Source organism: Sphingomonas sp. SP5 (assembly GCF_058313455.1).
This window is the reverse complement of sequence record NZ_JBZFLF010000007.1, coordinates 35981-49771: the sequence shown is the minus strand read 5'-3', so window position 1 is coordinate 49771 and position 13791 is coordinate 35981. Positions and strand designations below refer to the sequence as shown.

10 protein-coding genes are annotated in these 13791 nt (G+C 69.0%); 9 read left to right on the top strand and 1 reads right to left on the bottom strand.

Annotated features, from left to right (window positions below; genetic code table 11):
- The first annotated feature begins 34 nt into the window (after positions 1 to 34).
- From cobS to AC4GY7_RS15765, 9 genes are all read left to right on the top strand, one after another.
- A complete protein-coding gene (gene cobS / locus AC4GY7_RS15805) occupies positions 35 to 1039 on the top strand; it encodes a cobaltochelatase subunit CobS (RefSeq protein WP_443584032.1) in 1005 nt (334 codons plus the stop codon).
- Positions 1040 to 1047: 8 nt separating this feature from the next.
- Positions 1048 to 1350, top strand: a complete 303-nt coding sequence (locus tag AC4GY7_RS15800; protein WP_491115845.1) for a nucleotidyltransferase family protein — start codon at positions 1048 to 1050, stop codon at positions 1348 to 1350.
- Positions 1340 to 1681 (top strand): HepT-like ribonuclease domain-containing protein, encoded by a 342-nt coding sequence (locus AC4GY7_RS15795; RefSeq protein WP_491115844.1) that lies wholly within the window; start codon positions 1340 to 1342, stop codon positions 1679 to 1681. Before AC4GY7_RS15800 ends, AC4GY7_RS15795 begins: the two co-directional genes overlap by 11 nt.
- Positions 1681 to 3507: a cobaltochelatase subunit CobT gene (gene cobT / locus AC4GY7_RS15790; RefSeq protein WP_491115842.1), complete on the top strand. Its 1827-nt coding sequence runs from the start codon at positions 1681 to 1683 to the stop codon at positions 3505 to 3507. Before AC4GY7_RS15795 ends, cobT begins: the two co-directional genes overlap by 1 nt.
- 186 nt (positions 3508 to 3693) lie before the next feature.
- A complete protein-coding gene (locus AC4GY7_RS15785; RefSeq protein ID WP_491115840.1) occupies positions 3694 to 3867 on the top strand; it encodes a hypothetical protein in 174 nt (57 codons plus the stop codon).
- A 335-nt stretch (positions 3868 to 4202) separates the two neighbouring features.
- Positions 4203 to 6656, top strand: a complete 2454-nt coding sequence (locus AC4GY7_RS15780; RefSeq protein ID WP_491115838.1) for a TonB-dependent receptor — start codon at positions 4203 to 4205, stop codon at positions 6654 to 6656.
- Between the two features lie 18 nt (positions 6657 to 6674).
- Positions 6675 to 7358, top strand: a complete 684-nt coding sequence (locus tag AC4GY7_RS15775; RefSeq protein ID WP_491115837.1) for a Fe2+-dependent dioxygenase — start codon at positions 6675 to 6677, stop codon at positions 7356 to 7358.
- A complete protein-coding gene (locus AC4GY7_RS15770) occupies positions 7351 to 7659 on the top strand; it encodes a ribbon-helix-helix domain-containing protein (RefSeq protein WP_491115835.1) in 309 nt (102 codons plus the stop codon). The genes AC4GY7_RS15775 and AC4GY7_RS15770 overlap by 8 nt, the downstream gene beginning before the upstream one ends.
- The gene (locus AC4GY7_RS15765; protein WP_491115834.1) at positions 7656 to 8708 is read left to right on the top strand and encodes a PepSY-associated TM helix domain-containing protein; all 1053 of its coding nucleotides are present in this window, start codon (positions 7656 to 7658) and stop codon (positions 8706 to 8708) included. The genes AC4GY7_RS15770 and AC4GY7_RS15765 overlap by 4 nt, the downstream gene beginning before the upstream one ends.
- Positions 8709 to 9079: 371 nt before the next feature.
- Here AC4GY7_RS15765 and AC4GY7_RS15760 read toward each other — a convergent pair whose 3' ends face one another.
- Positions 9080 to 13681 (bottom strand): NAD-glutamate dehydrogenase, encoded by a 4602-nt coding sequence (locus tag AC4GY7_RS15760; protein ID WP_491115832.1) that lies wholly within the window; start codon positions 13679 to 13681, stop codon positions 9080 to 9082.
- Between the last annotated feature and the right edge of the window lie 110 nt (positions 13682 to 13791).

Genomic DNA, 13791 nt, shown 5'->3' with positions numbered 1-13791 from the left:
CCGCCCGCCTGCCATTCGAACGGTAAACGACCCGATGACCGATATCCCCAATACCCAGCCAGACAGCCGCGAGACGACGATCCTGGACGCGCCTGACAAGATGGTCGGCGTGCGTGACCTGTTCGGCATCGACAGCGACATGCAGGTTCCGGCGTTCAGCGAGGCGGACGAGCGCGTGCCCGACCTCGATCCCGCCTATGTCTTCGATCCCGACACGACGATGGCGGTATTGGCGGGCTTCGCGCACAACCGCCGCGTGATGGTGCAGGGCTATCACGGCACCGGCAAGTCGAGCCATATCGAGCAGGTGGCGGCGCGACTCAACTGGCCGTGCATCCGCATCAACCTCGATGCGCACATCAGCCGGATCGACCTGATCGGCCGCGACGCCATCGTGCTGAAGGACGGCCAGCAGGTCACCGAATTCCGCGAAGGCTTGCTGCCCTGGGCGCTGCAGACGCCGACCGCGCTCGTCTTCGACGAATATGACGCGGGGCGGCCCGACGTGATGTTCGTGATCCAGCGCGTGCTGGAGACGGAGGGCAAGCTGACGCTGCTCGACCAGAATCGCGTGATCCGGCCGAACCCCTATTTCCGGCTGTTCGCCACCGCCAACACGGTCGGCCTGGGCGACACCAGCGGGCTGTACCATGGCACGCAGCAGATCAACCAGGGCCAGATGGACCGCTGGAACATCGTGGTGACGCTGAACTATCTGCCGGCGATCACCGAGGCGCAGATCGTGCTCGCCAAGTCGGGCGAGTACGACAAGCCGGAAGGCAAGAAGACCGTCGAGAACATGGTCCGCGTCGCCGACATGACGCGCAAGGGCTTCGTCAACGGCGATATCTCGACCGTGATGAGCCCGCGCACCGTCATCACCTGGGCGCAGAATGCGATGATCTTCGGCGACGTCGGCTTCGCCTTCCGCCTGTCGTTCCTCAACAAGTGCGACGAGAACGAACGGCCGCTGGTGGCGGAATATTACCAGCGGGTGTTCGGCAAGGACCTGCCCGAGAGCGTGGTGGGGAAGGCGTAAGGAGGCTCATGGACAAGGCTGAGGCCCTGCGGCGATTGCGCGAGCGTGAGGCGGACTTACGGGCGCTGGGGATCGTGCGCCTGTCGCTGTTCGGTTCGACGGCGCGCGATGAGGCGCGGCCGGGATCGGACGTCGATCTGGTTGCGGCCATCGATTACGAGGCGGTGCGGCGCCTCGGGCCGTTCGGCTTTTTTGGGATCGAGCGTAGGATCGGGGAGATGATCGGCGCAAAGGTCGACTTCCTGACCGAAGAGACCGACGAGCCTATTCTGCAGGCGGAGATCGAACGGGATCGCGTGCATGTCTTCTGACCGTGTGTCGATCCGATTGCGGCATATCGTCGAGAACGGAGATCGGATCGCGAAGTATATTGCCGATCATGATGCCGCGACGTTTCGGGCGGATCAGATGACGCGCGACGCCGTGGAACGGTGTCTCGAACGGATCGCCGAGGCGGTCGTCCAGATCGGCGCCGAAACCGCGGGCGCCTTGCACCTGCCTGTGCCTTTCAACGACGTGCGCAGCCTCGGCAACCGGTTGCGCCACGAATATGCGCGAATCGATCCGAACGTGATTTTCGACACCGCGCGGGGCGATATTCCGGTCTTGCATTCTGCCGCTCTTCGGGCGCTGGAAAACTGATGGCCAACGAAACCCCCCTCGACCGGTTCAAGGCGGTCCTCTCCGGCACAGCGCGGGCGATCGCGGAGGAGCCGGAGGTGGAGCTCGCCTTCACCGCCGATGCGCCGGCGCAATCGGGCAAGCACATCAAGGTGCCGATGCCTGCTCGCGCGCTGCCGCCCGAACAGGTGGCGGAGGCGCGGGGCTTTGCCGACGGCTTCGCGCTTCGGCTGAAGCATCACGATAGCGCGCTGCACCTGCGCCATGCGCCCGCCGAGGCGGTGGCGCGCGCGGTGTTCGATGCGGTGGAGACGGCGCGGGTCGAGGCGCTGGGGAGCCGCGGCTATGCCGGAATCGCCGACAACCTGGCCCATGCGCTCGACGTGCGGCTGCGCAGCGATCCCATCACCCGCGCCCGCACGCGCGAGGAGGTGCCGTTGTCGACCGCGCTGTCGCTGCTGGTGCGCGAGGCGCTGACCGGCGAGCAGGCGCCGGCCGCCGCCGCACCGGGCCTCGCGCTGGTCCGTGAATGGGTCGACGGGCGCACCGATCTCACCAACCTGTCGCTGGCGCTCGACGACCAGCGCGCGTTCCAGAGCCTCGCGATGAAGATGCTCGAAGAGCTGGAGCTCGTCGAGGGCGAGGTGCTGCCCGAGGACGCCGACGAGGGCGGCGCGGAGGACGAAGGCACCGACGAGCAGGAGCAGGACGAGAGCGAAGAGGGCGAGGACGAGCAGGCCGGCCAGGGCGAGGGCCAGGTCGATGCCCGCGGCGAAGCGCAGGAATCGGACAGCGACGACGGCGAGGGCGAAGAGTTCGGCGACGAGTCAATGGACGACATGGACGGCGAACCTGGCGACGATGGCGACGAGGGGATGCAGCCCGTCCGGCCCAATCGCCCGAACAGCGACTTCATGCCGCAGTTCGAATACAAGCCGTGGACGACGCAGTTCGACGAGGTGGTCGCCGCGACCGACCTGTGCGACGCGGACGAACTCGCCCGGTTGCGCGGCTATCTCGACCAGCAGCTCGCGCATCTGCAATCGGCGGTGTCGAAGCTCGCCAACCGGTTGCAGCGGCGGCTGATGGCGCAGCAGTCGCGATCCTGGGACTTCGACCAGGATGAGGGGATGCTCGACGCCGCGCGGCTGGCGCGCGTCGTCGTCAACCCGACGCAGTCGCTGTCGTACAAGATCGAGCGCGAGACCGATTTCCGCGACACGGTGGTGACGCTGCTGATCGACAATTCGGGCTCGATGCGCGGGCGGCCGATCGGCATCGCCGCGATCAGCGCTGACATCCTCGCCCGCACGCTGGAGCGCTGCGGCGTCAAGACCGAGATCCTCGGCTTCACCACCCGCGCCTGGAAGGGCGGCCAGGCGCGCGAGACATGGCTTGCCGCAGGCCGCCCGCCGCAGCCCGGCCGCCTCAACGACATCCGCCACATCGTCTACAAGAAGGCGGACGAGCCGTGGCGGCGCGCGCGCACCAACCTCGGCCTGATGATGCGCGAGGGGTTGCTGAAGGAGAATATCGACGGCGAGGCGCTGCTCTGGGCGCACGGCCGGCTGATCGCGCGGCCGGAGGAACGCCGCATCCTGATGGTCATCAGCGACGGCGCGCCGGTCGACGATTCGACGCTGTCGGTCAATTCGGGCAGCTACCTCGAACGCCATCTGCGGCAGGTGATCGGCTGGATCGAGGCCAAGTCGCCGGTCGAACTGGTGGCAATCGGCATCGGCCACGACGTGACCCGCTATTATGCGCGTGCCGTCACGATCATGGATGCCGAGCAATTGGGCGGGACGATCATCGAGCAATTGGCGGCGCTGTTCGATACCGCGTGAGGTGATGGGGCGCACGTGCGGTTCTGGATCGCCTTGCATACGGCTGGCCGGGGCTGAAGCAGGCCGCGCGCTGCCCGAATCGACGGGAGAAGAATTTCGCGCGCGGAGGTGTCGGGCTGCGGCGGCGCGGTCCTGCCATCTCCAAGCAGCTATCGCATCATACGGGTTGCTGAGCCTGTCGCAACGATGACGGTGGATCGCGCCGCCGGATCGATGCTGGCGGAGGATATCGGCCGGGTGCCGGTGGTGGACGAGGCCAGCGTGCTGGTCGGCCTGCTCGCGCGATGGGGCTGGCGGCGCGAGGACGGGTGCGCTTCACCCGCAGAGGTATCGCATCAGCCTAGGACCAATCGACTTTGAATCCTCCCCGCCCGCGGGGGGGCTGCCGGCTTCGGGTGAAGGCGCATGCCAACCCGGTATCCTCCGTCACCCCGGACTCGTTCCGGGGTCCACCGTGCCGCAAATCAAGAGCATATGGGTGTGCGGCACGGTGGATGCCGGACCAAGTCCGGCATGACAGAGACGTGGGAGCACCGCTTCAGACCAGAGTATCCGTGGGTTCGGCGGAGTCCTTCGCGGGTGGCCGTTCGCGAATGGCTCACGCCGCATCAAGCCGTCGAGTTGCGCGTGACTCTCAATAGCGTTGACGGTGATAATCATTCGCATTAAGCGTGGTCCCAACAAAGGGGATCATCATGAAGACTTCGTCGTTCCTCGCACTCTCGTGCGTCGGCTTCCTTGCGTCCGCGCCTGCGCTGGCGGCAGATAAGGGGGCCGACGCGGCGCCCGGCCGCGCCAAGGCCGCGCCTGCCGCCGACCAGGACGGCAAGCGCAGCGTCGAGCGGGACGACATCATCGTCAACGGCAAGGAAGAAGTTGCGCCGACGGTCGTGGAAAGTCCCAAGGCGACCAGTGCGATCCTCGATACGCCGCAGACGATCACCGTCATTTCCGATCAGGTGATCCGCAAGCAGAACCTGCAGACGCTGCGCGATGCGTTGCAGACGATCCCCGGCATCACCTTCGGCGCGGGTGAGGGCGGCGGCGGCTATGGCGACAGCATCAACCTGCGCGGCTATTCGGCCAACAACGACATCACCGTCGACGGCATCCGCGACAGCGCGCAATACAGCCGCACCGATCCGTTCAACATCCAGCAGATCGAGGTCTACAACGGCGCCAATTCGGTGTTCAACGGATCGGGCAGCGTCGGCGGCACGATCAACCTCGTCACCAAGGAGCCGCGGGCCGAGGACCTGACGATCGTGCAGGGCAGCGTCGGCACCGATAACTATTGGCGCGGCGCAGTTGATGCCAACCACCGCGTCGGCGACGATGTCGCGGTGCGCCTCAACGCGGCCTATCACCGCAACGACGTGCCGGGCCGCGATGTGGAGCGCTACAAGCGCTGGGGCGTCGCGCCGTCGGTGACGATCGGCATCGACGGGCCGACCAGCCTGACGCTCGCCTATGTGCATCAGGAGGATCGCAATACGCCGATCTACGGTGTGCCCTATTATAAGAACGCGCTCTACGACGGCGCGCTCCCCGGCGTGTCGCGCAGCGCCTATTTCGGCATTGCCAACCTCGATCGGCAGGATACGACGGTGGATCGCTTCACCGCGACCTTACGCCACCGGGTGAACGACCAGCTGTCGGTGCGCAACCTCACCCGCTGGCAACGGGTCGGCCAGTATAGCGTCACCAGCGCGCCGCAGGGCACCTATTGCCTCGCCGCCACCGGCCTGACGCCGACCGGGGCTGCGTGCACCGCGACGCTGAGCAACGTCGTCGATACAACTGGCATCTACCGCCCTAGCCTGACTGTGCCGGTGGCACGCGGCTTCTTCCAGCCCAACGGCCCGCGCGGGCTGGTGCGGGATCAGGAGAACCAGCTGCTCGTCAACCAGACCGATATCCGGTTGGAGACGGGCGAGAAGGGGGCGCTTCGCAACGTCGCCAATATCGGCATGTCGGCTGCGGTCGAGGATTATGCGATCAACACCGCATCGCTGCTGCGCAACGCCGCCGGGCAGGCGCTGCTGTCGCCGCAGATCAGCATCGCCGCGCCGAACACGAACTGGACCGGCCCGGTCAATTATACGCTGACCGCACAATCGAAGTCGCATACCACCAACGTCGCGGTCTATGCCTTCGATACGCTGGAACTCGGCCGCTATGTCGAATTGAACGGCGGCGTGCGCTGGGAAACGCAGCAGGCGAGCTTCCGCGGCCTGCCGCTCGCGGTGGTGCCGCCGGGATCGACGGCCCTGACCGCGCTGCAGCAGCGTCCGCAGACCAGCAACGAGCGGCTGTTCTCCTATCGCATCGGCGCGGTGTTCCACCCGGTGCAGAACGTCAGCGTCTATGCGGGCTATGGCAATGCCAAGACGCCGTCGTCGGCGACGGTGCGGCTGGGCTGCGGTGCGCTGGCGACCCAGACGATCGGTGGCACCCTCGTCGTGACCGACCCGTGCCAGGTCGCGCCGGAAACCGCCAGGAACTATGAGGCGGGGGTGAAGGCCGGGCTGTTCGGCCGCCGGCTTGAACTGACCGCCGCGGTGTTCCGCAACGAGCGCACCAACTTCCGCGTCGCCTCCAACGATCCCGCGCTGCCGACCGCGACCCAGGCGCTGGACGGGCGCGCCCGCGTCGACGGCATCGCGCTGGGCGCGTCGGGCAACATCACGCGCGCCTGGACGATCTTTGCCAATTACACCTATCTCGACGGCAAGATCCTGCAATCCGTGTCGGACCGCTGCCTCGCCAATCCCAGCGCGGCCTGCGGCAATTCCGCGGCGGTGCCCGATCCGCAGCGCAACAGCTATTTCGTCCAGACGCCGGAGCATTCGGGCAGCCTGTTCACTACCTACAAGCTGCCGTTCGGCCTGGAGGTCGGCTATGGCCTGACCTATCAGGGCAGCTTCGCGCTCAACGCGGCAAGCCTTGCCGCGCCGACGCAATATCGCTCGGACGATTACCTGATCCACCGCGCCTATCTGGCCTACAGCTTCGCCGGCGGCCTGACCGCGCAGGTCAACGTGCAGAACTTCACCAACGAAAAATACTTCACCAGCATCCGCAACAACGGCTGGGCGGCACCGGGCGAAGCGCGTTCGGCGGTGTTGAGCCTGTTCTACAGCTTCTGAGGGCGCTAGGACGGGCCCATGCTGATCGCGATCCCCGACGTTCTGGATGCCGAGGGGGTCGCGCGGGTGCGCGGCGTGATCGATGCCGCCGAGTGGGTGGACGGCAACGTCACCTCCGGCCCGCAGGCGGCGCTCGCCAAGCGCAACCTGCAATTGCCGGAAGCATCGGAGGCGGCGCGGGCGGCGAGCGCGATGGTGCTCGACGCGCTCGGCCGCTCGCCGCTGTTCTTCGCCGCGGCGCTGCCGCTCAAGGTGTTTCCGCCGCTGTTCAACCGCTATGCCGGCGGGCAGGATTTCGGACTGCACGTCGACAATGCGATCCGCATCCAGCGCGGCAGCGATTTCCGCATCCGGTCGGACCTGTCGGCGACGCTGTTCCTCGACGATCCCGCCAGCTACGACGGCGGCGAGCTGGTGATCGAGGACCAGTTCGGGACGCAGGCGGTCAAGCTGCCCGCCGGTCATTGCGTGCTCTACCCCGCCTCCAGCCTGCACCGGGTGACGCCGGTGACGCGCGGCACCCGCACCGCCTCGTTCCTGTGGCTGCAATCCATGGTGCGGGACGACGGCGAGCGGCGGACGCTGTTCGAACTGGACCAGGCGGTGCAGGCGGTCGCGGCGACGCAGGGGCAGGGCGATGCCACCGTGGTCAAGCTGACCGGCATCTACCACAACCTGCTGCGCCGCTGGGCCGATGCCTGATCCGCGGGTCTCGGCACCGGCCTGCGGCTTCGCCGGGCCGGTGAAACGCTCGATCACCATCGCCGGGCACCAGACCTCGATCAGCCTCGAACCCGTGTTCTGGCAGGCGCTGGAGGCTGCCGCGGCGGCGCAGGCGCTGCCGCTGTCGGCGCTGGTCGCCGAGATCGACGTGGCGCGCATCGCCGCCGCCGATCCCCCCAATCTGGCGAGCGCGATCCGCACCTGGCTGTTCGCCGCCGCGATTGACCCTGCCCGACCCGCATGCCACGCCGCCGCCGACGATCGGGAGCTGAAGCGATGACCAGGGTGGCGTGGCGGCGCAAGTGGTTCCAGGTCCACAAATGGATCGGCCTGATCCTCGGCCTGCTGATCGTGCCGCTGTCGCTGTCGGGCGCCGCCCTGGTGTGGCACGACGGGCTCGACCGGATGGTCAACGCGGGGCGCTATGCGGTGAGCGGCACGGCGGTGCTGGCGCCCGATGCCTATGTCGACGCGGCGCGCCGGGTGCTGACGCCGGGCGACCGGATCGCGCAGCTGACCGTGCCGGACGGTGACGGGCCGGTGATCGTCGCCGCCGTACCGGCAGGGGGCGGCCCGCGGCTGCGCCGCACGGTCTACCTCGATCCGCCGACCGCGCGCGTGCTGGACGTGGCGCGCAGCGACCGGGGCCTCGTGCGCTTCCTCCACGTCCTCCACGGCAGTTTGCAGGTGCCGGGGATCGGCCGGCAGATCGTCGGCTGGATCGGCGTCGCGCTGCTGGTGTCGAGCGTGTCGGGGCTGTGGCTGTGGTGGCCGAGCGTCGGCAGCTGGGTGAAGGGGCTGCGCTGGCGCCGCCATCGCAACACCGACACCAACCTGCATCACATGCTGGGCTTCTGGATCGCGCTGCCGCTGTTCGTGCTGGCGCTGACCGGGGTGTGGATCAGCTTTCCGGGCGTGTTCGGCGGGGGTGCGCGGGGCGGGCCGGGCGGCGCCCGGGCGATGCGCGCACCGCCGATGGAGGCGCCCGCGCAACCGCTCGCCAGCGTCATGGCGCGCGCGGCAGAGGTTCGCCGCGGCCGGCTCGCCAGCATCGCCTGGCCGACGACGCGCAGCCCCGACTGGACGGTGACCTTCGCCGGCGGCCGCGTCGTCAAGGTCGCCGACGACGGCGGCATCGCGGTCGCCGCGGCGTCACGCGCGCCGGGCGGATCGCAGCTGCTGATGCGCCGCATCCATGACGGCGAGGGGATGGGGATCGTCTGGCAGCTGGTGATCTTCCTCGGCGGCCTGCTGCCCGCCGCGCTGGCGGTGACCGGCGGCATCATGTGGTGGCGCGCACGGGAATGGCGTGCGCGGGTCGGGCGGTAAATCCCTCCCTCGCCCGAGGGGAGGGCTATCACATATGGCCGGGACGGCTGCCGGGCTCGGGTGAAGGGGGATGCCATCCTACCATTCGTCACCCCGGACTTGTTCCGGGGTCCACCGTGCCGCAAAATCAATAGCGTATTGGTGTGCGGCACGGTGGATGCCGGAACAAGTCCGGCATGACGGAGGATCGCAGAACACCACCCCGGATCGGACAGCCCATATGCAATAGCCCTACGCCAGCGGGGGGATCGTTCGGCGTCAGCCGAATGGTGGAGGGGGCGGTAAGCGGCGTCCTCTGCCCTGGGGCGTATCGCTTGCCTCCCCCTCCGTTACCGCTCCGCGGTGCCACCTCCCCCTGGCGGGGGAGGAATTCAGCGGCCCAGCAGCACCCGTGCTTGGCCCGCGATCTGCGCCAGCATCGCCGCATTGGGTTGCGCGACGTGGCGGGCGCGGTCGATCACCGCCTTGAACTGGGCGACGCGCGGGCCGTTGGCCGCCAGCCAGTCGCTCACCGCGCCGCGCGGGTCGCTGCCGCCGCTGCGCGCGAGGAATTCCAGCCGCTGCTGCTGGAAATCACGCGCGAGGCCGGCGAGCAACAGCCGCTCCCACGGATCGCTCGACACGATCCGCGCCGCGCTCGCCTGCGCCCAGTCGAGGCCCAGCGCCTGGCCGAGATGGGTGAAGGCGCGCGTCAGCTCGATCTCGTCGAGACGCAGCTGCTCGCCGAGCGCGGCGAGGCCGACCACACCGTCCATGTCGAACAATCGCACCACCCGCCGCGCCAGATCGGCCGGCGCGCCCGCCGCCTCCAGCTCGGCGGCGATACGGGCGCTCTGCGCGCTCGCCTCTTCGAGCAGCAGCGAATCGGTCTGCCGTTCGAGCGCGGCGATCCCCTTGCCCAGCCGCGCGATCACCGCGGCGGGCAGGGTGCCGGGAGCGTTGGCGCGCAGCAGGTCGGCGACATGCGAGCGCGTCGCCACCGCCACCTCGTTGAACAGCGAGATGCGCGCGCCTTCGCCGATCGCGGCCTGTTCGATCTCCGCCCACAGCGCATCCAGCCCGAACACGCGCTCGGCAACGACGAACATCGCCGCGATGTCGGCGACCGCCGCGCCCTCTTCCTCGGCGAGTTCGAACGGGATCAGCACGCCCAGCCGGTTGACGATGCGGTTGGAGAGCTTGGTCGCGACGATCTCGCCACGCAGCCGGTGCGCGTCGATCGCCGCGGCATAGTCGCGCCGCATCGCCGGCGGGAAGGCGGCGTGGAGGTCCGGCGCCAGTTCGGGGGCGAGGGCGAGCGGCGCCTGTTCGATGCCGTCCTGCAAGGCGAGCTTCGCGGTCGCCAGCAGCACCGCCAGCTCCGGACGGGTGAGGCCGTGGCCCTCCTGCCCGCGGCGCAGCAGATCCTCGTTGCCGGCCAAGCCCTCCACCGCGCGATCGAGCCGCCCGGCGCCTTCGAAGATCTCGATGACCCGGACGTAGCTCGGGATCGCCGCCGCGCCGTCCGCCTCGGCGATCGACAGCGCGAGCGTCTGCAGGCGATTGTCCTCCAGCACCAGATGCGCCACGTCGTCGGTCATGCTGGCGAGCAGCGTGTTGCGTTCCTCGAAGCCGATCCGGCCCTCGTTCATCTCGCGGTTCAGCGCGATCTTGATGTTCACCTCATTGTCCGAACAATCGACGCCGGCCGAATTGTCGATGAAGTCGGTGTTGATCCGCCCGCCGCGGCCCGAGAAGGCGATACGCGCGGCCTGGGTCACGCCCAGGTTGGCGCCTTCGCCGATCGCGATGACGCGCAGGTCCTCGGCATTGACGCGCAGGCGGTCGTTGGCCGGATCGCCGACCGCGACGTTGTTCTCCGCCGCAGCCTTCACATAGGTGCCGATGCCGCCGAACCAGAGGAGGTCGGCCGGCGCCTTGAGGATCGCCGAGATGAGCGAGGCGGGGTCCATCGCATCGCTGGTCAGCCCCAGCGCCGCCTGCGCTTGCGGCGACAGGCGAATGACCTTTTCGCTGCGCGCCCAGACGCCGCCACCGGCGCTGATGAGGCCCGCATCGTAATCCGCCCAGCTGGAGCGGGGCAGGGCGAACATGCGTGCGCGCTCCGCCCAGCTCACCGCCGGATCGGGATCGGGATCGATGAAGATATGGCGATGGTCGAAGGCGGCGACGATCTTGAGCGTGCGGCTGAGCAGCATGCCGTTGCCGAACACGTCGCCCGACATGTCGCCGCAGCCGACGACGCGGATCGGCTGCGTCTGCACGTCGACGCCGCGCTCGGCGAAGTGGCGCTGCACCGACACCCAGGCGCCCTTGGCGGTGATGCCCATCGCCTTGTGGTCGTAGCCCTGGCTGCCGCCGGAGGCGAAGGCATCGCCCAGCCAGAAGTCGCGCTCCAGCGCCAGCGCGTTGGCGACGTCGCTGAACGTCGCGGTGCCCTTGTCGGCGGCGACGACGAAATAGGGGTCCTGGCCGTCGAGCACGGCGACGCCCTTCGGGTGCACCACCGCGCCGTCGACGATATTGTCGGTGATCGACAGCAGCGACCGGATGAAGATGCGGTAGCTCTCCGTCCCCTCCGCCAGCCAGGCGTCCCGGTCGGCGGCGGGTGAGGGGAGCTGCTTGGGATAGAAGCCGCCCTTGGCGCCGGTCGGCACGATCACCGCGTTCTTGACCCGCTGCGCCTTCATCAGGCCGAGGATCTCCGTGCGGAAATCGTCGCGCCGGTCCGACCAGCGCAGGCCCCCGCGCGCGACCGGGCCGGCGCGCAGGTGGATGCCCTCGACACGGGGGGAATAGACCCAGATCTCGCGCCACGGCACCGGCGCGGGCAGGCCGGGGATCAGGTGGCTATCGAGCTTGAAGGCGAGCGCCTCCGCCGCGGCGGGCGCATAGGCGTTGGTGCGCAGGCAGGCGGCGATCAGGTCGCGATAGGCGCGCAGGATGCGATCGTCGTCGATCGCCGACACGGCGTCGAGGCCCTGCGCGATCGTCGCGTCCGCCGCCTGCACGTCGCCCGGATGCGCCGGATCGTGCGCCGCCGCGAAGCGCGCGATCAGCGCCCGCGTCAGCTTGGGTGCGCGGCGCAGCGCATCGACCACCGTGGTCAGCCCATAGGGCAGCCCCGCCTGCCGCAGGTAGCGGAACCAGGCGCGCAGCAGCACCACCGATTGCGGCGTCAGGCCGACATCGACGATCAGCCGGTTGAAGGCGTCATTCTCCGCCTTGCCTTCCAGCGCCGCGGCGATCGCGCCCTCCAGCACGGCGGGGTCCTGGTCGGCGCCCGCGTCGGTTTCCACGACGAAATCATGGACGAAGCTGTTGCCGTCCTCGCGCAGGCGGGTCGGCAGTTCGCCGATCACGCGGAACCCGAAATTCTCCAGCACCGGCACCGCGTCGGACAGCGCCAGCGCGCCATTCGACTTGTAGATCTTGAGCTGCCGGTCCTCGCCCGCCACCACCGGGAAGATGCGCACGGAGCGCGCCTCGGCATCCTCCAGCCCGGCAAGCCGCAGGATGTCCTGCGCGGCCTCGGCAGGCGAGCTGACGTTGCGGTAATTGGGCGGAAACGCCTGCGCCCAGCGCAGCGCCAGCCGTGCGGCGCGGGCGGCGGGCACCTGTTCGGCGAGCGCCGCCTCGACGTCGGAGGTCCAGCCGCGCACCATGCGGCGCAGCCGCTCGGCGAGCGGCTCCGTTTCCGGCATGCGGCCGGCGCCCCGCAGATCGATCGTATAGCGCAGCAGGGCGACGACGCCGTCGTCGAGGCTGATCGACCAGTTGAGCACGCTGCCGTTCGATGCCTCGGTCAGCATCTGCGCGATCTGCACCCGGCGCGCGGTGGTGAGGTCGTCGCGCGGCAGCCAGGCAAAGGCGAACAGATGCCGCCCCAGTGCCGATTGCACCAGCACCAGCGCGGGGCGCGGCCGGTCGGCGAGGCTCATCGCGGTCAGCACCACCTCTTCCAGCGCGGGCGCGGGGAAGGCGACGACGAGGTCGTGGGGCAGGGCGGTCAGCGCATGGGCCAGCGCCTTGCCGGTATGCCCCTTGGGATCGAAGCCGAACTTCGCCTCCAGCGCCGACAGGCGCGCGCGCAGCACCGGGATGTCCCGCGGGCGGGCGCTCAGCGCGGCGCTGGTCCACAGGCCGGCGTGGATCGACAGGCCGGTCACCTCACCGCCCTCGATGATAGGTACGATCACGAGATCGAGCGGCACCGCGCGGTGCACGGTGGAGATCAGGCTGGATTTGAGCAGCAGCGGCGCATCGTTGCCCGCTTCGAACCAGCGGATGGCGAGCGCCCGGCTCGCCTCGGCGAGAACCGGGGTGTCGTGCGGGTTGCGGGCGATGCCCAGCGCCTCGCCGGCGCTGCCGTCGCGCCGCCACACCTGATGGCCGAGCAGCGTGAATTGCCCGTCGAGGAACCATTGCAGCAGGGCGGCACCCTCGCCCTGCGGCAGCGCCGCCTCGTCGCGCGCCATCGCGCGCTGGAGCAGCGGCCAGTCGGTGACGGCGGCACGCACATCGGCGAGCACCGCGTGCAGATCCTCGATCAGCCCGCGCCGGTCGCGGGCGTCGGCACGCTCCAGCTCGATGTAGATCATCGATTCGGGGCTGCCCGCGCCGCCGATGTCGACCAGCGCGCCATCGCCGGCGCGGGTGACGCGCACCACCGGGTGGATCAGCCGGTCGATGTCGAGGTCCTGCTCACCGATCGCTGCCGCGATCGAATCGACCAGGAAGGGCATGTCGTCGTTGACGATCGCCAACCGCATCCGCCGGCGCACGTCGTCGGAGGCAATCGGCTCCAGCGCGATCGCCGCCCTGCCGGGCTCGCGCAGCGCCGCGGTCTGCGCGACGAACGCGGCGGCGGCGGCGCGTTCGACATCCCCGAAGCCCGTCAGCTCTCCCGGTAGCGCGCCCTTGGTCAGCCGGGCGGCAAGCGCCTCGGCCATGCTCTGGTTCTGGTCGGCCATCCGCCGCCTATGCGCCTGCCGCTGGCGGACCTCAACCCTTGCTGCAATGCAATAATTGCGTAATCGGGTAACAATCTAACCAGGGCATCGGCCGGGTAGCGGTCGCGATA